The sequence below is a fragment of the Streptomyces sp. NPDC055400 genome, from assembly GCF_053644375.1.
On the sequence record NZ_JBSHLM010000009.1, the window covers coordinates 82,629 to 102,671 of the forward strand.

Consider the following 20,043-nt stretch of genomic DNA (forward strand, 5'->3'; position numbering starts at 1 on the left):
TACCCCCCCTGGTGTGGCCGCGGCCGCCGTCGTTTTTGAATCCGCCGGGGGGGGGGGGGGGGGGGGGGGGGGGGGGGGGGGGGGGGGGGGGGGGGCGCGCCCCCCCCGCCGGGGTTCAGCCGACGCGCAAGGTCAGGGCGGCGGTGTGGAGCTTGCCGCCGGTCTGGAACTGCAGGAACAGCCGCCAGTTGCCGGAGGTGGGCAGCTCGGCGTGGAAGGACAGGTCCGGTCCGCCGTGGTCGCCGCTCACCTTGGTGGTCGGGTGGAGGTGGGCGAACGCGGCGTCGCCTTCGTGGAAGGCGGTCAGGTGGGCGTAGGTGTCCAGGTAGGGCTCGAGGTCGGTGACGGGTTTTCCGCCTTTGGCGATCGAGACGGTCAGCGGGTGTGCCATGCCCGCCATGGGCTCGCCCTTGACGGTGACGGTGTACCCGTCGACCTGCGTGCTGGCGGCCGGTGCGGGCAGCGGGGTCTTCGCGGCGTCGCCGGGCACCGTGACGGTGCGCGAGAGCACGAAGTCCTTGCCCTTGCCCGTGCCGGTGTTCGGGGTGAGCGAGGCGAACATGCGCCAGGAGCCCGGGGTGAGAGAGGACAGGTCCGCACTCCAGGTGCCGTCGGCGGCCATGGTCGGGTGGACGTGCTGGAAGCCGGTCAGGTCGGAGCGGATCGCGTAGAAGTGCATCCGCTTGGTCTGGTCGACAGCGAAGTCGGTGAGCGGCTTGCCGTCCGGGCCGGTCACCGTAAACCGATACGCGGCCTGTTTGCCGGACGGCAGCGTGGCGTCCTTCGAGGTGAGGCGGTAGCCGTCCTTGCTGTCGGCCAGGCCGTTGCCGGAAGCCATGTGGTCCATGCCGGGCATGTCGCCCTTCGAGGGCGACGCGCTGGACGAGGACGATGCGGAGGACTTGCTGCTGTGGTCCATGCCCGGCATGGACGCGGAGTCGCTGGAAGAGCCGCAGGCGGCCAGGGTCAGTGCGAGAGCCGCTGCGGCACCGCTCGCGGCGATCACGCGGCGGCGGGCGATGAGTTGGGCAGAGGAGATCATCGAAGGGGGGTCTTTCCGGGTGGGCGCACCACACCGGTGGCGCGCGGAGAGGGCAGGGCACGGTGCCGGTCCCGGCCGGCGGCCGGGGTTCGGCGTGTGCCTGTCACGTCCGCGCGATGCACGCCTGGCGCAGGTGATCTCGTCCGCCGGCCGGCGGTCCGCGCCGCCCGTTCCCGCCCAGTGCCCACAGTCGGGCCGGCGTCCACGCGGCCCAAGCCGTGACGGCGGCCACGGCGAGGAGGCCGGGCGCCGGCAGGGGGATCCGCTCGTGGGCCGGGGTCGCCACGCACAGTGCCCCGGGCATCCCGGCAGCCCTGGCGGCCTGGAGGGCCGGGCCCGGATGATGCGCGGTGTGCGCGTGAGCCGTGGTCATCGGGGAGGCATCGTGGCCGGCGGTCATCGGTGCGGGTGCGGGCATGGAGCCGTGGCAGCCCTCGGCGGCACTCGCCGGGGAGCCGTGCATGAGGAAAAGGCCGAAGAGCACCGCGCACACGGCCACCACTCGGGCGATGCCCGGCCTGCCTGCCTGTCCGCTGCCCACGTTCCGTCCCCTTCCTTCCTCGCGCCGACTGCACTCACCACCTCACCATACCGGGGCGGGGTATCAACCGCCTCGGGTGCATCGAGTCCCCGGCCGAGGATCTGGCGGGGCGATACCAGCCAGAGGGGGCAAATGGGAGCGAGGGGCGCGAGCCGGTCGGCGTGACCTTGACCAGCCGGTGTACGGCAGTCACCCGCACCCGGTGGCGGCACGCCAGAAGAGGGTTGGCCCAGGATGCGGGTGCCTACAGCCCGGCCAGAACGCTCTGCAGGGCCGGGTAGCCGATCCGGTAGCGTGACGGCCGCTACCGAGATAACGATCACTCCGCCGATCTGGGGTTTTTGCGCTGGTTGGCATGGAAGCGCGCTTTCTTCTGACGATTCCCGCACGTGTTCATGTCACACCATTTGCGGGTGCGACTTTGACTGGTGTCGAAGAAGGCGGCTTGGCAGGTGGGTGATGCGCACAAGGCCAATTTTCCGTCTCGTTCGCCCGCGATGATGCTGATCGCGTCGGCGGCGATCACGCTGAGGGCATCTTCCACGCAGGAAGCCGAGCTGAGCCGCCATCGCCGCTCACCCTCGGGCGTCAGGATGGCCGCGGCCCGACCCTGAGCGCTGCGGTCATTGATGACTTGGACGGCAGATGCAGGGAGAGCGCCCTGGACCGCGGCCGCTGTCGCGGCGGCGTGAATCGACTCCCTCAGTTCCCGGGCGAGGTCGAGCTGGGCAGCGGTGCAGGAGTCCACGGCGAGGCCGCTCACCGCCAGCCAGTCGACGAGTCGGTGCGGTGTGGGAATGCGCTCCACAGCGTCGCCATGACGCTCCGACAGAGTCCCCGTGAAGCTGGTCGCCAGCCCCTTACCGAGACGGAAGTCAGGGAACCCAGTACGCATGGAACCACCTTAGCTGGTTGCGCGTTGACATGAATACACGCTAGAACCGTCTTAGCCGGTTCGGAGGTCGTAGCCGGTGCCGCGATGGCCAGGAGGTCTCATGCCCCGCCCAACCAGCGACGTGCAACCATTCGAAGCCCACGCAACCGACGCCGACCTCGACGATCTGCGCGCGCGACTGGCCGCGGCGCGCCTGCCGGAGGCCGAGACGGTCCATCGCGCCGAGCCCGGCCCTCGCCGATGGGCACAGGGCGTTCCTCTCGCCGACCTCGTCGATGTCGTGAACTACTGGCGCACCGGGTACGACTGGCGGTCGTTCGAAAAGCGCCTCGACCGGATCGGCCAGTTCCGCACGACCATTGACGGTCTGGGAATCCACTTCCTGCACCGCCGATCCGCGCGCGCGGATGCCACGCCGCTGATCATGACGCACGGGTGGCCAGGCAGCATTGCCGAGTTCATCGATGTAGTGGACGAGCTGGCAGATCCGAAAGATGCGGACGCGCCGGCGTTCCACGTCGTGGTCCCGTCGCTACCGGGCTTTGGTCACAGCGAAAAGCCGGCCACCACCGGGTGGGGACTCGAAAAGATCGCGGCCGCCTGGGTGGAACTGATGGGGAGGCTCGGCTACAGCAAGTTCCTGGCCCACGGCGGCGACTGGGGAGGTCCGATCACCACGGTCCTCGGCGGCAGGTTCCCGGAGCACGTTCTCGGCATCCACACAACGACCGCGCAGGCACCGCCCGGGCTGACAACGGACGGGCTGACGGCGGCCGAGCGCAAGTGGACCGAGGAAACCCGCGATTTCTGGTACGGCCCCCGCGCGGCGTTCGCGAAGCTGCAGGCGGCCCGACCGCAGACCATCGGCTACTCGCTCGTCGACTCGCCGGTCGGGCTTCTTGCCTGGATCCTCGACAAGTTCGCCGAGTGGACGGATACGGAAGACAGCCCGTTCGAGACGATTTCCATAGACAGGATTCTTGACAACGTCACCCTGTATTGGCTGACGCGGACCGGCGCATCGGCGGCACGCATCTACTACGAAAGCCATCTCTCGCTCGACCCCGAACTTCGGGTCGACGTCCCGTCGGCGATCATTGTGTACCCCCACGACATCGAGAAGTGCCCGCGCCCCTGGGCACAGGAGCGGTACCGGCAGATCGTCCAATGGAGGTCGGCGGAAATCGGGGGTCATTTCCCGTCCCTGGAGGTTCCCGAGTATTTCGTCAAAGATCTGCAAGAGGGCCTCGCGGCCGTGCTGGCCGCGAATCGGTGAAGGCGGCTGGGTGCCGGCACTCGATGACCGCCTGATCCGGCTCAAGGCGTTGCCCGACGGCTTCCGGACTGAGCTCATCGAGAACGCAGAACGTGGTCCGACAGGGCGCGGCGAAGATAGCGTGGAGCATGTCGAGGTCTTTCGGACGGTAGACCTCGACGCCCACCCGCCAACACCCCCGACTCCACCCTCAACTGCGAAGAGGTGAGCGGTGCGGTCAGCACGGGCCCGCCGCAGGCGCGCGGCGCGCTGAAATACGCGGAGGGAACCTTGCGCGGCGACCTGACTGACGTACACCCGACTCGTCCCAGGCCAGATGCAATCCGGGGGCCACGAACAGCAGTTGGGCCAGAGTGAAGGCGAGTGCGACCGCCGCCGGCGGCAGAGCGCTGCCGGCCGCGAACCCCTCCGGGTGGGGCGGGGTCGCGGCCGTACCGGCACGTCCGAGAGCGCGGCGGAGGCTACTTCCCGGCGGCGGACGCCGCGGCGGCGTTGCGGAAGTAGTCGCCGACGAGGTCGCCGACCAGGGTGCCGGCAGTGATGTCACTGTTCACGTGACCGGCCATGTAGAGGCGGGAGTAGAGGACCTGGGCGGCCATCGCCTTGTAGTCCTGTACGCGATGCGGAGCCCAGTCGCCGAGAAGGGTGACGGCAGCGGCGGACTTGGCGGCGTGCCGCGAGGGGTAGGAGTAGGGGCCCTTCTGCCCTGCCGTCACGTGCTTGTCGGGGCGCAGGGACGGGTCGAGGACGTAAGGCGCGGGCTGCCTGTCGCGGGCGGCCACCTTCTCGGTGATCGCCTTGGCAAGCTTGAGGGCGGTCTTCAGCTCGGTCTTGTCTGCGGCCCCTTGCTCCTTGGGGAGCAGTTCACGCTGGTCGTGCCCGTAGAGCTTCCAGATGTCGCTCTTGCCGTGGGTTTCGAGCCAGGTCGCTGCCTTCTTGCCGGCGGCGGTGCGGGTCTTGGCGAGGCTTTGCACCTGGTGCAGTTCGGCGGTGCGGGCGGCCTTGCCCGGAGGGGCCGGGACCTGCTGTGCGGCCCAGGTCAGGAACGCTTTGTCGTCGCGGGTGGAGCCGTGCGCGGCCTTCCACTTGGCGAACAGGGCGTCCGCGGTGTGCTTCTGCGCCGCCTGCTGCTTGGCGACATCGGCGACCTGGGCGTCGGTGAAGAGCACGGGCGGCGGGTCGGCCTTGATCAGGTCGGTCGCGCCGGGCTTCTTCTTCGCCGTGGCGGAGGAGGCAGTCGGGGCTGCGTCGGTGGTGTGGACCAGGCCGAAGGCGGCGGCGGCGACGACGGCGATCAGGGGGTACTGCCACTTCAGTCGGCGGGGGCTGTTCATGCGGGGGTGTTCCTTCCGGCGCGGGGCGCTTCGGTGTGCGGGAGGGTGTGGAAGCGGGTGCGGGCGAGGCGGCGGACATTGTTGTCGGGCAGTCCCGGTACGAGCAGAGACAGGCCGACGATGTACTTGCTGATGGACACCGGCCTGGCGCCCAGGCCCAGCAGGAGGCGGTCGGCGCGGGCGGGACGGGCGGTGCCCTTGGTCTCGACCAGGAGGTAGCCGGGGTCCAGCTCGGCGGTGCGGCCGTCGCGGTGGCAGGTGAGAGCGCCGTCCACAGTGAGGCGGGTGCCGGCTTCGAGGTCGGCGAGGGCGGCCCTCACGTAGCGGATCTCGCCGGCCGGGGTGAGGTCGGCGGCGGTGGCCTCTATCCCGCTGTCGCAGAGCACGCGGTCGACGAAGGCGGCAGCCTCGGTGCCGGCTTCCAGGCGCCCATAGGCATCAGCGTCGACGGTGTGGGCGTGCTTGACGGTGGCGCCGCGGCCGTCCTTGGTCTTGACCTCCATGCGGCACAGCAGGTCCTCGGCGTACAGCCGGGTGCGCACCTTCCACCGGCGGCGGCGCCCCTGTGTGTGGGCGCGCCACGCGGCCAGGTGCTCGGTGTCGAAATAGGTGGTGCGGTAAGCGGTGGTACGGCGTCCTTGGATGTCCAGGACGTGGTGCGTCTCGGCCAGTTGGGACATCAGCTGGTCCGCCGAGTAGGCCGGTATCAGGTACTTGCGGTCCACCCGGTGCTGGAGGGCGGCCGCGCCATCGATCTCGGCGAGAGAGGCGGATCGCAACCCGTCCAGGTGCAGCAGCTCGGTGATCCGTGCACGGGGCAGGGCCGCCACCCCGGTATCGGGTGCTGCGGTGGGCGTGATGGTCACAGCGACTTCCCCTCACCGGCCGCCGGATCGACCGGGACCAGCGAGGCATCCTGCCCGTCCCGCTGCCCGGGGACGAACACGCGCGCGCTGTCGTCCACGACGTAGCGGGCGGAGACGCGGGTCGTCTCCCGTACGTAGTCGATCTCGTCGACCTCGACGGCGAGTGGCGCGGTGCCGAGCCTGGCCGTCAGGCCGGCCCGGATGTCCTCGGGGTTGCGGTAGACCCGGTCGAGGGTGACCTTCGTGACGCGGGTGGGCTGGTGTGAGGCCGGGGCGTCGATCACCAGGACCGCGAGGAGCAGGACGACGTCGATGCCGATGATCATCCAGGTCTCGCGCTGCGGCAGCCCGTTGCTCAGCGCGATCACCAGTGCGATGAAGGCGTAGGCGACGTCGCGGACCGTGAAGGCGGCGCTGCGCAGCCGGACCAGGGAGAGAATCCCGAACAGACCGAACCCGACACCGGAGGGGAACTTGCCGGCGCTGATCGCGGTCATCGCGGCGAACAGACCGAGGTTGAGCGCGGCCAGGGCCAGCGGCATCTCCGGCACCGAGCGGCGGCGCCGGTAGAGCCAGCCGACCAGCACCAGCAGCACCAGGACATCCAGGCCGGCGCGGGCCATCAGGTCTCCCGGCGTGAGTGCCGAGGCGAGGGACTTGTCTGCGAGCAGAAGTGTCGCGGCGTGCATGATCGTGGTCTCCGTTCCTGGCAGTGGCCGCCCTGATGGCGGTCGAAACCGGCTACTGCCGTAAGGCGACGCACGCTAGAGAAGACGCATTAACAGACCATGAAGCCTTGGCGGTGCCCCGGAGTGCCGAGGGGCGCGCGGCGGCTCACGCCCGCCGGGTTACCCTCCGACGTGCACTTTCTGGTCGTCGAGGACGAGGTTCGGCTGGCCGACCTGATCGTCCAATACCTGCGTGAATCCGGGCATACCGCCGAGGGATGTTACGACGGGCCCAGCGGGCTCGACGCGGCGCGCGATCCTCGGGTGGACGCGGTCGTCATGGACGTGATGCTGCCCGGCATGGACGGCGTCGAGGTCTGCCGCACCCTGCGCCGAGAGGCCAACGACGTCCCCCTGGTACTCCTGACGGCCCGCAGCGCGATCACCGAACGCGTCGCAGGACTGGACGCCGGAGCCGACGACTATCTCGTCAAACCCTTCGCCTTGGAGGAACTGAGCGCGCGGCTGCGAGCGATCTCCCGCCGTCGGCCGGCCCTCGGCGCCCGGCTCGAGGTCGGCGACCTGGTCCTCGACCCCGATGAACGCCGCGCGTGGCGGGCCGGCACCGAGCTGGATCTGTCCCGGCACGAGTTCGCCGTCCTGGAAATCCTCATGGAGAACGCCGGCTGGGTGGTCAGCCAGACACGCCTGCTGGAAGAGGCATGGGACGGCGAGGCAGACCTGACCAGCAATTCCGTCGACGTACACATCTCCAAACTCCGCGCGAAGATCGACAAGCCGTTCGGCAGGGACAGCATCACCACCCTGCGCGGCACCGGCTACCGCCTGGAGACCCGGACGTGAGCGCGCCGCCGCCTGCGACACCGCACGTGGATGCCGCCCCGACCGGCCGGCCGCGAGGCCTGCGGCGCTGGCAGCGGCTGCCCATCGTGCAGCGCCTGGTCCTGGCTGTCGCCGTCACCATGTCCGTCGTCCTGGGCGGGGCGACCGGATTGGTGTACTGGCGGGTCCAGCACGCCCTGGACGAGCAGCTCGACGCGGACCTGGCCACCTACAACCACGACCTCCTCAACGACCTCCATGCGGGGCGGAAACTCGGCGGCCCGGACGGCAGCGCCTACCAGATCCTGGACAGCCGTGGGCGGGTCGTCGAGGCCAGCAGCCTCGTCCGTACGAAGCAACTGCTCTCCCCCGCCGACATCACCTCCGTCACGGACGGCGCCACGATCCGCCGCGACATCGGAGGGCTGTTGCCGCTCGACCCGCACACACTGCGGATCAAAGCCCAGCAGGTCCAACTCCCCGACCACCGCACCGTGATCGCGGTGGCCGCGTTGCGCCGCGGGCACCGCGACGAAGCCCTGCGCGAACTGCTCGCCCAGCTGGCCGTCGCGGCGGGCCTCACCCTGATCGCCGCCTCCTACGTCGGCTACCGCACCGCCCGTGCGGCCCTGGACCCGGTAGAGCGCTACCGCCGGCGCGCCGCAAGCCTGGCCGACGGCGCCTCCGGCCTACGACTTCCCGTTCCCGAGGACCGCGACGACGAACTCACGCGGCTCGGCCACACCCTGAACCACATGCTCGCAAGCCTCGAAGCCGCCGCCGAACGCGAACGCCGCTTCCTCGCCGACGCCAGCCACGAACTGCGCACCCCGCTCTCCCTGCTGCGCGCCGAACTCGACGTGGCCCTGCACCGCCCCCGCTCCGCCACCGAACTCACCGGGACCCTCCGCTCAGTGGACACCGAGGTCCAGCGCCTCATCGACCTCACCAACGCCCTGCTCGACCTCGAACAGCTCGGCGCCACCGACGACGTCACCCGCGCCCCGGTGGACCTGCCCGAACTCATCGCCTCCGCCGTCAATCCGCACAAGGCAGCCGCCGCACGCGACCACCGCACCATCACAGTCGACGCCGCACCCGCGACCGTCGAGGTGGACGCCTCATGGATCCGTCCGGCCATCGGCAACCTCGTCGACAACGCCCTGCGTCACAGCCGCGGCGACGTCCACATCACCGCGGCCACCCACGACAGACACCTGCGCCTCACCGTCACCGACGAAGGCCCAGGGTTCCCGGCCGACTTCCTGCCCAAAGCCTTCGAACGCTTCACCCGTGCCGAGGCCAGCCGCACCAGCCCCGGATCCGGACTCGGCCTCGCCTTCGTCGCCGCCGTCGCCTCCTCCCACGGCGGCACAGCCCGCGCCGAGAACACCCCAAACGGTGCCGCCGTCAGCCTCGACATCCCCTGCTGACCCCAGGGCAGCCACATCCACGCACAGGTCCTCTGTACAGCCGTCCCGCCCTCTCCCCCAGGTGACAGACATACCCTCACGCGATGTAACGGGTGTTACTTTTATCTGGTGGATGCCGAATCGATGACGCAGTGGGTGGTGCTGGTGCTGCGGCTTCCCTCGCAGCCCTCCCGGCATCGGGTCGCGGTGTGGCGGGAGCTGCGCCGGGTCGGCGCGCTCTCGCTGGGTCAGGGTGTGTGGGCCGTGCCCGAGGTGCCGGTATTCGCCGACGGAGTGCAGCGGGCGCTGGAACTGGCCGAACGCGCGGACGGCGAGGCCATCGTGCTGCGGGCCAGTGGACGTGAGGCAGGTGATGCAGCCCGTTTCCAGGCGCTGTTCACCACCGCCCGCGAGGAGGACTGGGCGGAGTTCGTGGCGGACTGCGGCAAGTACGAGGCGGAGATCGACAAGGAGATCCGCACCGCCAAGTTCACCCTCGCCGAACTCGAAGAGGAGGAGCAGAGCCTGGAGCGGCTGCGGCGCTGGCACCGCGACCTCAAGGCCCGCGACGTGTTCGGGGCCCCCGGCGCCGCCGCTGCCGAGCAGCGGCTCGCCGAGTGTGCCCGGCGGTTCGAGGACTACACCGAGCGGGTCTTCACGGCCCTGCACGCCTTCGGGCCGGGCACGGACGGCGGCCGGCCATGACCGCGCCCTCAACGAGCAGGGACAGCGGAGAGATACCCGCGACTGAGGCATCGCGGAAGATGTGGCCGCTGTACGCGGCCGGGTTCACCACTGCTTTCGGAGCCCACGGGATCGCTGCCAGCCTCGGCCAGGCGGACGCCGGCCTGACCCGGTCGCTGCTGTACCTGGGGCTGCTGCTGGCCCTGTACGACGGGGCGGAGGTGATCCTCAAACCGGTGTTCGGCTCGCTGGCCGACCGTATCGGCGCCCGGCCGGTCCTGCTCGGTGGACTGGCCGCATTCGCCGCCGCCTCCGCGGTCTTTGTGATCGTGCGGGATCCGGGCTGGCTGTGGGCCGCCCGACTGGGCCAGGGAGCGGCCGCATCCGCGTTCTCCCCGGCCGCCTCCGCCCTGGTCGCCAGGCTCAACCCGCAGGCGAAGCACGGCCGCGCGTTCGGCACCTACGGCTTCTACAAGAGCCTCGGCTACACCACCGGACCCCTGCTGGGCGGCCTCCTGGTCTGGACCGGCGGCCTGACGCTGCTGTTCGCTGTACTGGCGGCGCTCGCGGCCACAGTCGCAGGGTGGGCGGCCCTCGCGGTCCCGTCCGTACCGCCCCTGCCCCGCGCCCGCCAGACCGTCCTCGACCTGGCCCGACGCCTGGCCGATCGCGCCTTCCTGCGGCCCACCATGGCGCTGGCCGCCGCCACCGCCGCCCTGTCCGTCGGCGTGGGTTTCCTGCCCGTCTCCGGAGCCGCCGCCGGTCTGGGTCCACTCGCCACCGGCGCCGCCGTATCCGTCCTCGCGGCCTGCGCCGCACTCGTCCAACCCCGCGCCGGCCGGGCACTGGACGCAGGAAGACTGACCTCCCGGACCGGCCTGACCCTGGGCCTGCTCATCACCGCCGCCGGACTGGCCGCCGCCATCCTTCCGGGCCTGACCGGCGTCCTCCTGGCCGCCGCCCTGATCGGAACCGGCACCGGACTGATCACCCCGCTCGGCTTCGCCTCCCTGGCCGCGGCGACTCCAACCGAACGTCTCGGGCAGACCATGGGCGCAGCCGAACTCGGCCGCGAACTCGGCGACGCCGGCGGCCCGTTGATCGTTGCCACCGTCGCCGCTGCGGCTTCCCTCACCAGCGGCTACGCCACACTCGCCTTGCTCGTCGCAGCACCCGCCCTCATCACGACCGCAAGGATCGCCGCCCGCTGCACAACAGGGCGAGACCGCTGACCCGCACTCAGCTCGCAGCGTCCCTTCTCGTAGCCTCGCGTCAGCACGTTGTCACCAACACCAAGCCAGATGCGCATGCGTTGACCAGAGGCGCATGCGTGGAGTGGCTCCGGAGAGAGTGCCCGGTGGCATCCCAAGCTGACGGGGCACAGGACAGGCCCTACGAAAGCTGCGCCTACAGGCCTGTCGGCGCCGCTTCGGTCGAGGCCGGGAGTGTGTCCCGGACTCCTAGGCGCAGGTGTTCGACGTGGTACAGGGCCTGGTCGAGGAGTTCGGCGACGTGGTTGTCGTACAGGGCGTAGACGATCGAGCGCCCGTGGCGCTCGCCAGTGACCAGTCCGAGGTTGCGCAGCAGGCGCAGTTGGTGGGAGCAGGCCGAATGTTCCATGCCCACGGCGTCGGCGAGTTCACCGACCGAGCACGCGCCCTCCTGGAGGCGGGCCAGGATGTACAGCCGTGAGGGCGTGGCCAGGGCCTGGAGGGTGGCGGCGACGTCGGCGGTGCCGACGGCGTCGAGGCGTTCGCGGCTGGTGGCGCTGCTGGCGGTGTCGGTTCCGTGGCCCATAGGGACAGCATACTCATGACACATGAAGACCTGTTCATACGTTCCTGTATGGTGGGAGCTGTTGCCCCATCCGCCCGTGAAGGGTTGTTTCGTCATGTCTTCTGTCCTGGATCAGCGGCCCCCGCTGACCGCCGCCGGGCCGCGTTCGGCACCGCCCCGGCGGCGTACGCGGGTGCTGGCGCTGCCGCAGGCCCGGTGGGCGCTGGCCTCGCTGGTCCTGTTCCTGGCCGCCCTCCCGCTCAAGCTGCTCGACGCCCCGGTATGGGCATGGGCGCCGTTGTTCACCGCCACCTACATCACTGGCGGCTGGGAGCCGGGATGGGAGGGATGGAAGGCCCTCAAGGACAAGACCTTGGACGTGGATCTGCTGATGGTGGTCGCCGCGCTCGGTGCCGCGGCCATCGGCCAGGTCCTGGACGGGGCACTGCTGATCGTCATCTTCGCGACCTCCGGCGCCCTGGAGGCCGTTGCGACCGCCCGCACCGCCGATTCGGTACGCGGGCTGCTCGACCTCGCGCCGACCACCGCGACCCGCCTGCTACCGGGCGGCGGGGAGGAGAATGTCGCGGCGGACGCCCTGGCCGTGGGCGACATCATCCTGGTGCGGCCCGGCGAGCGGATCGGCGCCGACGGCCAGGTCCTGGACGGGGTCAGCGACGTCGACCAGGCCACCATCACCGGTGAGCCCCTGCCCGTGGCCAAGCAGGTCGGGGACGAGGTGTTCGCCGGCACGGTCAACGGCACGGGCGCCCTGCGCGTGCGGGTCGAGCGGGACCCCGCCGACTCGGTGATCGCCCGGATCGTGAAGATGGTCGAGGAAGCCTCCGAGACCAAAGCCCCCACCCAGCTGTTCATCGAGAAGGTCGAACAGCGGTACTCGATCGGCATGGTGATTGCCACCGTCGCCGTTTTCGTGCTCCCCCTCGCCTTCGGCTCCGCCCTCCAGCCTGCCCTGCTCCGCGCGATGACCTTCATGATCGTCGCTTCGCCGTGCGCGGTGGTCCTCTCCACGATGCCGCCGCTGTTGTCCGCGATCGCCAACGCGGGCCGCCATGGCGTCCTGGCGAAGTCCGCCGTCGTCATGGAACGCCTGGGCCAGGTCGACGCGGTCGCCCTGGACAAGACCGGCACGCTGACCGAGGGCACCCCCCGAGTCATCGACATCCGCCCCCTGTCCGGCAGCGGCCTGGACGCGGACGCTGTGCTGGCGCTGGCGGCGGCGGTCGAGCACCCGAGCGAGCACCCGCTCGCCCGTGCCGTCGTACAGGCCGCCCGTGAACATGGCCTCGCTCTCCCGGAGGCGACCGGCTTCACCTCCACGCCCGGCGCCGGCGTCACCGCTACCGTCGGCGAACACACCGTCCAGGTCGGCTCCCCGGCCCGCCTCGCCCCTTCCCGCGGCCTGGACACGGATGGCGTGATCCGGGCGCTCGAAGATGAGGGCCGTACTGCTGTCCTCGTCCTGCGCGACGGCACGCCCGTCGGAGTGCTGGGCATCGCCGACCAACTGCGACCGGACGCCGAGGCCACCGTCGCCGCACTCACCGCCCTGACCGGCCGCACCCCGGTTCTGCTGACCGGCGACAACGAGCGCGCCGCCCGCCAACTGGCCGCCGAGGTCGGCATCACCGACGTACGCGCCGGACTCCTCCCCGAGAACAAGGTCGCTGCGGTCAAGGAGTGGGAGACGAAGGGCCGCCGGGTGCTGGTGGTCGGCGACGGCGTCAACGATGCCCCCGCCCTGGCCGCCGCCCACACCGGCATCGCGATGGGCAAGGCCGGATCCGACCTCGCCCTGGAGACGGCCGACGCCGTCGTGGTCCGCGACGAACTCGCCACGATCCCGGCAGTCGTCGCCCTCTCCCGTCGTGCCCGCAGCCTCGTCGTGCAGAACCTGGTCATCGCCGGGATCTTCATCACCGCACTGGTGGCCTGGGACCTCATCGCCACGCTGCCCCTGCCGCTGGGTGTCGCCGGCCACGAGGGCTCCACCGTCATCGTCGGCCTCAACGGCCTGCGCCTGCTGCGCGAGGCCGCCTGGCCCCGCCCGGCCAAGGAAACGACGTGAGCAAACGCGCCCGCCGCAGCCGCACGGCCGCCCCCACCGGGGCGGCCGATGCCCGCTGCGCAGTCACCGTCTGCCGCGGATGATGACACCGCTGTGGAAGGGCACGTAGAGACGGCGGGTGATGTCCCGCCAGTGCTCCAGGCCCTCGGCGTCGATGCCGAGCTGCCCGAGTAGTTCAGCGCGGCGGGCACCGGGGAGTTCAGCTGCGAGTTGGAGTGCCCGGGTGAGGACCCACGCGGCCGCCACGTTCACGCAGGCGTTGTCGTCGATGCCCGGGACGGCGGCCTGTGGGTAGGCATCGTGGTACTCGTCCGGCCCCAGGGCTCCGCGGATCCGGTAGCGTCGCGACCACGCGACGGCTTCCGGCTCCACACCGACGTGATGGTTGGCCGGGCCCAGCCGCGCCGCCGCTTCGAGGAAGAGGGCTGGATCCGGTCTGCCGGCCAGAGCGAGCCGAGCGGCGTCCTCGCCGTCCACCGACGTATCGAAGAGACCGTCAAGCCGGGCCGCTTTCAGTAGGGCCCGGGCGTGCCGGGAGGCGGACACGGCCGCACACCGGATGCCCTTGTGCCGCAGCTCGTTCAGCGCTGGGGCGACCTCGGGAAAGGGGGCAACGGCCCGGCCGCGGATCGTCTGGGTGAAGAGCTGATCCTTGTAGGCGGCGACCGCCCACACCGTGTCGAAGCCGGCCAGTCATCGGGTGTGCCCCAGGGGAGCTCCACCCCGCGAGCATTCAGGAAGGCGAGCGCGCCGTCGAATCGGGGCTTGCCGTCGACCAGTACGGGGTATTCACGATCGGTGTCGAAGGGCCGCTGTCTCGCGCCGTGCGAAGCCCAGGCGTCGAGTCAGCCGTCGAAGGCGGCTTTCCAGGCCTCCGCGTGCAGCACCGTCGAGTCGAGCAGGACCCCGTCGGTATCGAAGACCGCGGCCCGCATCGGACTCATCCATGCACCACACGGCGGCCGGTGATCTGGACGGGAATGACCGACATCCAGTACTTGCGGTCACCACCCGCCCAGGGCAGGGAACGCGCCACCGCGTCCAGCCGCCGGATCGATTCGCCGTCGGTGACGCCGGCGGCCTCACCGACGACAAGAACGCTCCAGCCCTGTTTCATCGCGTCATCGATGTGGTCGACCTCGAAGGCCACACGGGCGCCGGCCGCACCGGCCAGCAGCGATTCCCACGAAGTACGGAACGCGATCTCGCTCCCGGAGACGACGTAGTTGACCGGAAAGATGACGGGACCGTCACGGGTGAACACCGCCACACGACCGATGCCATGCGTGGACAGCAGATGACGGCACTCCGCCTCGCTGAGTGCGACGAGCTCGGAGTCGCGCTGAGCTGCCCCCTGGCCGGGCGGCTGCTCGGTGGTCGCTCCGGAGAGTTCGGCGACGGTGGTTCCGAGGGCGTCGGCGATATGAACGAGCGACCCGCTGCTGGGCGCGGCGGCCCGCTCCTCCAGGTAAGCGATGTAGCCGGCGTCCACTCCACAGCGGTTGCCGACCTGCTCGCGGGTGAGTCCGAGTTCCTGGCGCCGGGCCGCGATCCGGCGGCCCAGGTCGGTCTGTCCGGCTTCTTGGGCAGTGGCACGGACCGGTTTGGGTGTCGTGCTGGGCATGGTGTTCAGATCCCCTCGTTCAGCAGGGTCACGGTGTTGTGCTGGGGACCGCCCAACGCCACTTTGAGGGCTCCGGTTTCGGCGGCGCGGGAGAAGACGTCGTACGCCTCCTCCATGTGTCCGAGTTCGAAACGGTGGGTGATCAGCGAAGCGGCCAGGAGCCGTTCGGCCTCCATCATCTTGAGCAGCATCGGGGTCGAGTAGGTGTCGACGAGTCCGGTAGTGAGGGTGACGTCCTTGATCCACAGATCTTCGAGGTGGAGGGTCGCCGGCTTGCCGTGGACACCGATGTTGGCGACGCGGCCGCCAGGACGCAGCATGCCGGCAGCGGCCACCGGAGGAGATGCAGGAAATCAGCACCCGTTCGCCGGGACGGACGCGACGCACGTCGTCACCGGTCTCGACAAGCGTGCCGACCGCCTCATGATCCAGGATCCGGCCCGGGGTCACCTCGGGCACGTCGCCTTTGACGATGTACAGGTCAGTACCGCAGATGGTGACGGCGTCCAGGCGGACCATCGCGTCGGCGCCATCCTTGATACCCGGGTCCGGAACGTCCTGCCAGGAGGTCTTTCCCGGGCCGTGGAAGACGAGTGCCCTCATGACGTCGCCCTTCCCTTCCTGCGCTCCTCGTGCAGTACGGGCCCGCTCTCCGCGTCCGGTACGGGCCTCTTCGCCCCGCCCAGTACGGGTTATAGCCAGCCTGACTTCCTGCAGGCCGATACGCATGGGCCGGACGGGTCCCCACCTGGGCCGCTCGAGCCCATGCCCAGAGCGCGGCCGCATGGGACCGGTGGAGATGCCCCTTCCAGGGTTTCGCCGATCTGCGCTGCCGCAACTGGGAGAAGCCGCGGACTGAGGCGGCCCAGCGCGCCGACCGGGAACTGGGCTGGACCGCCGTCGTACCCCGCCCGGCGAAGGCGTCCTGGTCCGCCGACCGGGGCCGAACGGTCCCCGACAGGTACCGCAAGGCCCTCCCGAAGCCGCCGCCGCAGGCCCCGCCTTAGGGGTAAGGGCTGAAGGAAATCATGAGCACGATGAGGAATCCGCTGACCGAGATTTCACCGGAAGTGCGCGAGGCTCTGCTCGCCCACTCCCACCGCGTGAACTTCCCCGCAGGAAGCCGCCTCATCGAGGAGCACAGGCGCGCCGACCGGTTCTGGATCACCGAGTACGGCACCGTCGAACTCGACATGCATGTCCCCGGGCACAAGCCGGCCGTCGTCGCGGTCCTCGGAGCCGGCGACCTGCTCGGCTGGTCCTGAATGCTCCCGCCCTATACCTGGCACCTCGGCGCCACAGCCACCCACTCCGTCCGCGCGGTGGAATTCGATGCCCGGGCCGTCCGCGAACTGTGTGCCGTGGACCCTGACATCGGGCGCTCCGTATCGACAGGTGTCGCCGCGGTGATCGCCCACCGGCTGTCGGCGGCCCGCAGTCGGCTGCTGGACATGTTCGGCCCCTACAGCAGCGTCCGGCCGCTCGCCGACGCACTCTGAGGACCGAGCCATGCCCTCCACCCCGTACACCGTCAACGACGTCATGACCAAGAGGATCATCGCCGTCGCCCCCGACGCCGCGTTCGAAGAGATCGTGGCCGCCATGGAACGGTGGAAGATCACCGCCTTGCCGGTCATCAAGGGGGAAGGCCGCGTCATCGGTGTGGTCTCCGAGGCAGATCTGCTCCCCAAGGAGGAGCTCCACGAGCATCGCCCCGGCCTTATCGAACAAATGCGCCATCTCAACGAAACGGCCAAGGCGGGATCCACACCCGCCGAAGACCTGATGACAGCCCCCGCGATCACCGTCCACCCGGACACGCCCCTCCCCCAAGCCGCCCGGCTCATGGCCAACCACCGCATCAAGCGCCTTCCCGTCGTCGACGCCAACGGGACGCTCCAGGGCATCGTCAGCCGCGCCGACCTCCTCAAGGTGTTCCTCCGCTCCGACGACGAACTCGCCGACGAGATTCGCCGCACGGTGGTGAACCATCTGTTTCCGGTGTCCCGCAAACGCGTCAAGGTCACCGTCACCCATGGCACTGCGACACTGACGGGGCAGGTACGGGACGGCGATCTGATTCCGGTCGCAGCACGTCTCACCCATGCCGTGGAAGGCGTCGTCGACGTGCGCTGCCGGCTCGAGACCGAAGGGTCTGCGTGATCGGCTCCGGTGGGTTCACCGTTGCACTCGCCTCAGCCCGGTCAGGGACGCGAGGAACAGACCGTCCGGCGTGCCTGACTCGACACGGCACACGATCGCGCGAAGGCCGCCATAGCGACCGGTGAACGCCGCACCCTCACAGCGAGTGCGAACCCTGTTCGAGGCCACCGCACCGGCACCCAAAGCGCCACGGTCACTCTACGTGACGGCCGAAGACAAAGAACCAGCTCAGGGGCTGGGCTTGCGCGAGGTGCCGCAGGAGATCCGGAACTGGATACTGATCGCCCGCCCGCAGGGCTGAGCACGAGGACATCACCCCCGTCACGCGGCTACAGCTGCCGTGTCATACGTCGATCTGCTCGAAGATGTGCGGGTACGACACGATGTCGTCGGGGAACTCGGCCGCCATGCGCTGGAACTCGGGGCTGCCGAACGCCGTGGCGAGCGCTTCGGTCGAGCTCGCGGATGCCTCGCTCGGCCACAACTGGGCCTTCTACGTCGTCCAGTTCGCGACGATGATCCTGCTCGTCCTGTCCGCGAACACGTCGTTCGGCGGGCCCCCGGTGCTGCTCAAGCCGCTCGCCCGGGACAACCACCTGCCGCACGTGTGCGCGCTGAAGGCCGACCGCCAGGTCCACCGCCGCGGCGCCCTCGCGCTCGCGCTGGTCTCCGCCGCGCTACTGGTCTTCTCGGGCGGCGACACGAACACCCTCGTACCGCTCTTCGCCATCGGCGACTTCGTCGGCTTCACCATGGCGCACGTCGGCATGATCAGGCACAGGCGCGCAGAGCGAGGCCCACGCCGGCAGGGCATGGCCCTGCTCAACGGCTCCGGATTCCCACCGGCGCGCGACGCCCCGTAAGAGACGCGTCAAAGGCACACGGGTTGTCGTATGGGAGGCGTCAACGGCGGCCGAATCCGGCCAGGAACGAGCTTTCCTCTATCTCGTCAGCTCATTTCCTTACCTCATATCTAGGAGCTCGCGATGGCCGACGTGGCCTTCGTCATCACCACGATCGCGGTGTTCGCGCTGGTGGCTCTCGTCGCCAAGGGGGTGACGAAGCTGTGACTGCCGAGAACATCGTCGGCCTGATCGTGGCCGTCGCCCTCCTGGGCTACCTGGTCCTCGCCCTCATCTACCCGGAGAGGTTCTGAGCACCGATATGAGCCCCGTACTCGCTGGTGTGCTCCAGCTCCTCGCGCTGATAGCGGCCCTGGCACTCGCCTACCGGCCGCTCGGCGACTACATGGCCGGGGTCTACTCCTCCGACAAGCACCTGCGTGTCGAGAAGTGGATCTACAAGGGCATCGGCGCCAACCCCAGCGCCGAGATGCGCTGGCCCGCCTATCTGCGCGGTGTCCTGGCCTTCTCCGCCGTGAGCGTCCTGTTCCTCTACCTCCTGCAGCGGCTGCAGGGCTCACTGCCCGGATCGCTGGGCTTCTCCTCGATCGACCCGGACCAGGCGTTCAACACGGCCGCCTCGTTCGTGTCGAACACCAACTGGCAGTCGTACTACGGCGAGCAGGCCATGGGCCACGTCGTACAGACCGCCGGCCTCGCCGTGCAGAACTTCGTCTCCGCGGCCGTCGGCATCGCCGTCGCGGTCGCCCTCGTCCGGGGCTTCGCCCGCTCCCGCACCGGTGAGCTCGGCAACTTCTGGGCGGACCTGGTGCGTGGCGTCATCCGCATCCTGATCCCGATCTCCGTGATCGGCGCGATCGTCCTCGTGGCGTGCGGCGCGATCCAGAACTTCTCCGGAATTCACTCCGTGGGCCAGTTCATGGGCGGCTCGCAGCAGTGGAACGGGGGCGCGGTCGCCTCGCAGGAGGCCATCAAGGAGCTGGGCACGAACGGCGGCGGTTACTTCAACGCCAACAGCGCCCACCCCTTCGAGAACCCGGGCCCGTTCACGAACCTGTTCGAGATCTTCCTGATCCTCGTCATCCCGTTCGCGCTCACCCGCACCTTCGGCCGTATGGTCGGCTCGCTGAAGCAGGGATACGCGATCCTCGCGACGATGGCCACCATCTGGGTCGGGTTCGTCGCGCTGATGATGTGGACCGAGTTCCACCACGGCGGCCCGGCGTTCGACGTCGCGGGCGGCGCGATGGAGGGCAAGGAGAACCGCTTCGGGGTCGGTGCCTCGTCGATCTTCGCGGTGTCGACGACGTTGACGTCGACCGGTGCGGTGGACTCGTTCCATTCCTCGTTCACCGGGTTCGGCGGCGGCATCACGATGCTCGGCATGCAGCTCGGCGAGATCGCACCCGGCGGCACCGGTTCCGGGCTCTACGGCATGCTGATCATGGCGATCATCGCGGTGTTCATCGCGGGTCTGATGGTCGGCCGCACCCCCGAGTACCTGGGCAAGAAGATCGGCACCCGCGAGATCAAGTTCGCGGCCTGCTACATCCTCATCACCCCGGCGCTCGTGCTCGTCTTCACTGCGATCTCGATGGCTCTGCCCACCCCGCCGAACTCCATGCTCAACTCCGGCGCGCACGGATTCTCCGAGATCCTCTACGCGTTCACGTCCGGCGCGAACAACAACGGTTCCGCGTTCGCCGGTCTGAGCGCGGACACCAACTGGTTCAACACCACGATCGGCCTCGCGATGCTGCTCGGCCGGTTCCTGCCGATGGTGTTCGTCCTCGCTCTGGCGGGCTCGCTCGCCGAGCAGAAGCCCATCCCCGCCACGGCCGGCACCCTGCGCACGGAGAAGCCCCTGTTCACGGGCCTCCTCGTCGGCACGATCCTGATCATCGCCGGCCTGACCTACTTCCCGGCCCTGGCGCTGGGTCCGCTCGCCGAGGGGCTGGCGTCATGAC

At 69.7% G+C, this 20,043-nt stretch carries 19 protein-coding genes and 4 pseudogenes; 12 read left to right on the top strand and 11 right to left on the bottom strand.

Features of this window, described 5'->3' with window-relative positions; all coding sequences use genetic code 11:
- Nucleotides 1-115: 115 nt before the first annotated feature.
- The 3 genes from ACWIGU_RS23875 to ACWIGU_RS23885 all read right to left on the bottom strand — a co-directional run bounded on the left by ACWIGU_RS23875 (nucleotide 116) and on the right by ACWIGU_RS23885 (nucleotide 2,478).
- Nucleotides 116-1,042, bottom strand: coding sequence for a hypothetical protein (locus ACWIGU_RS23875; protein ID WP_454403729.1), 927 nt, complete (start codon nucleotides 1,040-1,042; stop codon nucleotides 116-118).
- A gap of 103 nt (nucleotides 1,043-1,145) precedes the next feature.
- The gene (locus ACWIGU_RS23880; RefSeq protein WP_454403730.1) at nucleotides 1,146-1,583 is read right to left on the bottom strand and encodes a hypothetical protein; all 438 of its coding nucleotides are present in this window, start codon (nucleotides 1,581-1,583) and stop codon (nucleotides 1,146-1,148) included.
- A gap of 319 nt (nucleotides 1,584-1,902) precedes the next feature.
- The gene (locus ACWIGU_RS23885) at nucleotides 1,903-2,478 is read right to left on the bottom strand and encodes a CGNR zinc finger domain-containing protein (RefSeq protein WP_454403731.1); all 576 of its coding nucleotides are present in this window, start codon (nucleotides 2,476-2,478) and stop codon (nucleotides 1,903-1,905) included.
- Nucleotides 2,479-2,578: 100 nt separating this feature from the next.
- On the opposite strand from ACWIGU_RS23885, the gene ACWIGU_RS23890 reads away from it, so the two are divergent.
- Nucleotides 2,579-3,754, top strand: coding sequence for an epoxide hydrolase family protein (locus ACWIGU_RS23890; RefSeq protein WP_454403732.1), 1,176 nt, complete (start codon nucleotides 2,579-2,581; stop codon nucleotides 3,752-3,754).
- Between the two features lie 461 nt (nucleotides 3,755-4,215).
- Here the strand turns inward: ACWIGU_RS23890 and ACWIGU_RS23895 are convergent, their stop codons facing one another.
- From ACWIGU_RS23895 to ACWIGU_RS23905, 3 genes are read right to left on the bottom strand one after another with little or no spacing between them, the layout of a single operon-like run.
- Nucleotides 4,216-5,088: a phosphatase PAP2 family protein gene (locus ACWIGU_RS23895; protein WP_454403733.1), complete on the bottom strand. Its 873-nt coding sequence runs from the start codon at nucleotides 5,086-5,088 to the stop codon at nucleotides 4,216-4,218.
- On the bottom strand, nucleotides 5,085-5,954 hold the full coding sequence (locus ACWIGU_RS23900; protein WP_454403734.1) for a VTC domain-containing protein: 870 nt from the start codon (nucleotides 5,952-5,954) through the stop codon (nucleotides 5,085-5,087). The genes ACWIGU_RS23895 and ACWIGU_RS23900 overlap by 4 nt, the downstream gene beginning before the upstream one ends.
- Nucleotides 5,951-6,643: a DUF4956 domain-containing protein gene (locus ACWIGU_RS23905; RefSeq protein WP_454403735.1), complete on the bottom strand. Its 693-nt coding sequence runs from the start codon at nucleotides 6,641-6,643 to the stop codon at nucleotides 5,951-5,953. Before ACWIGU_RS23905 ends, ACWIGU_RS23900 begins: the two co-directional genes overlap by 4 nt.
- 171 nt (nucleotides 6,644-6,814) lie before the next feature.
- Here ACWIGU_RS23905 and ACWIGU_RS23910 point away from each other — a divergent pair, with 171 nt between their 5' ends.
- From ACWIGU_RS23910 to ACWIGU_RS23925, 4 genes are all read left to right on the top strand, one after another.
- Nucleotides 6,815-7,486: a response regulator transcription factor gene (locus tag ACWIGU_RS23910; RefSeq protein ID WP_454403736.1), complete on the top strand. Its 672-nt coding sequence runs from the start codon at nucleotides 6,815-6,817 to the stop codon at nucleotides 7,484-7,486.
- The gene (locus ACWIGU_RS23915) at nucleotides 7,483-8,898 is read left to right on the top strand and encodes an ATP-binding protein (RefSeq protein ID WP_454403737.1); all 1,416 of its coding nucleotides are present in this window, start codon (nucleotides 7,483-7,485) and stop codon (nucleotides 8,896-8,898) included. The genes ACWIGU_RS23910 and ACWIGU_RS23915 overlap by 4 nt, the downstream gene beginning before the upstream one ends.
- Nucleotides 8,899-9,006: 108 nt before the next feature.
- Entirely contained in the window at nucleotides 9,007-9,582 is a 576-nt protein-coding gene (locus tag ACWIGU_RS23920; RefSeq protein WP_454403738.1) for a Chromate resistance protein ChrB, read from the top strand.
- Between the two features lie 59 nt (nucleotides 9,583-9,641).
- Complete coding sequence (locus ACWIGU_RS23925; protein WP_454404011.1) at nucleotides 9,642-10,793, top strand: MFS transporter; 1,152 nt, start codon at nucleotides 9,642-9,644, stop codon at nucleotides 10,791-10,793.
- Nucleotides 10,794-10,968: 175 nt separating this feature from the next.
- Here the strand turns inward: ACWIGU_RS23925 and ACWIGU_RS23930 are convergent, their stop codons facing one another.
- Entirely contained in the window at nucleotides 10,969-11,358 is a 390-nt protein-coding gene (locus tag ACWIGU_RS23930; protein WP_454403739.1) for an ArsR/SmtB family transcription factor, read from the bottom strand.
- A 94-nt stretch (nucleotides 11,359-11,452) separates the two neighbouring features.
- On the opposite strand from ACWIGU_RS23930, the gene ACWIGU_RS23935 reads away from it, so the two are divergent.
- Nucleotides 11,453-13,426 (top strand): heavy metal translocating P-type ATPase, encoded by a 1,974-nt coding sequence (locus ACWIGU_RS23935; RefSeq protein ID WP_454403740.1) that lies wholly within the window; start codon nucleotides 11,453-11,455, stop codon nucleotides 13,424-13,426.
- Nucleotides 13,427-13,507: 81 nt separating this feature from the next.
- On the opposite strand, the pseudogene ACWIGU_RS23940 reads toward ACWIGU_RS23935, so the two are convergent.
- The 4 genes and pseudogenes from ACWIGU_RS23940 to ACWIGU_RS23955 all read right to left on the bottom strand — a co-directional run.
- Nucleotides 13,508-13,768: pseudogene (locus tag ACWIGU_RS23940) on the bottom strand (glycoside hydrolase family 65 protein); the annotation flags it as partial.
- Between the two features lie 78 nt (nucleotides 13,769-13,846).
- Nucleotides 13,847-14,101: pseudogene (locus ACWIGU_RS23945) on the bottom strand (HAD family hydrolase); the annotation flags it as partial.
- Between the two features lie 265 nt (nucleotides 14,102-14,366).
- A complete protein-coding gene (locus tag ACWIGU_RS23950; protein WP_454403741.1) occupies nucleotides 14,367-15,050 on the bottom strand; it encodes a helix-turn-helix domain-containing protein in 684 nt (227 codons plus the stop codon).
- 5 nt (nucleotides 15,051-15,055) lie between these two features.
- Nucleotides 15,056-15,653, bottom strand: a pseudogene (locus tag ACWIGU_RS23955) (alcohol dehydrogenase catalytic domain-containing protein).
- A 425-nt stretch (nucleotides 15,654-16,078) separates the two neighbouring features.
- Between ACWIGU_RS23955 and ACWIGU_RS23960 the strand changes: the two are divergent.
- The 6 genes and pseudogenes from ACWIGU_RS23960 to kdpA all read left to right on the top strand — a co-directional run bounded on the left by ACWIGU_RS23960 (nucleotide 16,079) and on the right by kdpA (nucleotide 20,042).
- Complete coding sequence (locus tag ACWIGU_RS23960; RefSeq protein ID WP_454403742.1) at nucleotides 16,079-16,315, top strand: cyclic nucleotide-binding domain-containing protein; 237 nt, start codon at nucleotides 16,079-16,081, stop codon at nucleotides 16,313-16,315.
- Nucleotides 16,316-16,549, top strand: a complete 234-nt coding sequence (locus tag ACWIGU_RS23965) for a hypothetical protein (protein ID WP_454403743.1) — start codon at nucleotides 16,316-16,318, stop codon at nucleotides 16,547-16,549.
- Nucleotides 16,550-16,559: 10 nt separating this feature from the next.
- Nucleotides 16,560-17,213 carry a CBS domain-containing protein gene (locus tag ACWIGU_RS23970; RefSeq protein WP_454403744.1) on the top strand — a complete coding sequence of 218 codons (654 nt, stop codon included), beginning with the start codon at nucleotides 16,560-16,562 and terminating at the stop codon, nucleotides 17,211-17,213.
- A 455-nt stretch (nucleotides 17,214-17,668) separates the two neighbouring features.
- Nucleotides 17,669-18,049: pseudogene (locus ACWIGU_RS23975) on the top strand (amino acid permease); the annotation flags it as partial.
- A 230-nt stretch (nucleotides 18,050-18,279) separates the two neighbouring features.
- Entirely contained in the window at nucleotides 18,280-18,369 is a 90-nt protein-coding gene (gene kdpF / locus ACWIGU_RS23980) for a K(+)-transporting ATPase subunit F (RefSeq protein ID WP_018536030.1), read from the top strand.
- 8 nt (nucleotides 18,370-18,377) lie between these two features.
- Entirely contained in the window at nucleotides 18,378-20,042 is a 1,665-nt protein-coding gene (gene kdpA / locus ACWIGU_RS23985; RefSeq protein WP_454403745.1) for a potassium-transporting ATPase subunit KdpA, read from the top strand.
- Nucleotide 20,043 lies beyond the last annotated feature (1 nt).

What these genes read in the sequence shown, in the direction of transcription:
- ACWIGU_RS23935 (WP_454403740.1), top strand. Translation starts at nt 11,453, where the DNA reads ATGTCTTCTGTCCTGGATCAGCGGCCCCCGCTGACCGCCGCCGGGCCG.
- ACWIGU_RS23885 (WP_454403731.1), bottom strand. Translation starts at nt 2,478, where the DNA reads ATGCGTACTGGGTTCCCTGACTTCCGTCTCGGTAAGGGGCTGGCGACC.
- ACWIGU_RS23960 (WP_454403742.1), top strand. Translation starts at nt 16,079, where the DNA reads ATGAGCACGATGAGGAATCCGCTGACCGAGATTTCACCGGAAGTGCGC.
- ACWIGU_RS23890 (WP_454403732.1), top strand. Translation starts at nt 2,579, where the DNA reads ATGCCCCGCCCAACCAGCGACGTGCAACCATTCGAAGCCCACGCAACC.
- ACWIGU_RS23925 (WP_454404011.1), top strand. Translation starts at nt 9,642, where the DNA reads ATGTGGCCGCTGTACGCGGCCGGGTTCACCACTGCTTTCGGAGCCCAC.
- kdpA (WP_454403745.1), top strand. Translation starts at nt 18,378, where the DNA reads ATGAGCCCCGTACTCGCTGGTGTGCTCCAGCTCCTCGCGCTGATAGCG.
- ACWIGU_RS23875 (WP_454403729.1), bottom strand. Translation starts at nt 1,042, where the DNA reads ATGATCTCCTCTGCCCAACTCATCGCCCGCCGCCGCGTGATCGCCGCG.
- ACWIGU_RS23950 (WP_454403741.1), bottom strand. Translation starts at nt 15,050, where the DNA reads ATGCCCAGCACGACACCCAAACCGGTCCGTGCCACTGCCCAAGAAGCC.
- ACWIGU_RS23905 (WP_454403735.1), bottom strand. Translation starts at nt 6,643, where the DNA reads ATGCACGCCGCGACACTTCTGCTCGCAGACAAGTCCCTCGCCTCGGCA.
- ACWIGU_RS23895 (WP_454403733.1), bottom strand. Translation starts at nt 5,088, where the DNA reads ATGAACAGCCCCCGCCGACTGAAGTGGCAGTACCCCCTGATCGCCGTC.
- ACWIGU_RS23930 (WP_454403739.1), bottom strand. Translation starts at nt 11,358, where the DNA reads ATGGGCCACGGAACCGACACCGCCAGCAGCGCCACCAGCCGCGAACGC.
- ACWIGU_RS23970 (WP_454403744.1), top strand. Translation starts at nt 16,560, where the DNA reads ATGCCCTCCACCCCGTACACCGTCAACGACGTCATGACCAAGAGGATC.
- ACWIGU_RS23965 (WP_454403743.1), top strand. Translation starts at nt 16,316, where the DNA reads ATGCTCCCGCCCTATACCTGGCACCTCGGCGCCACAGCCACCCACTCC.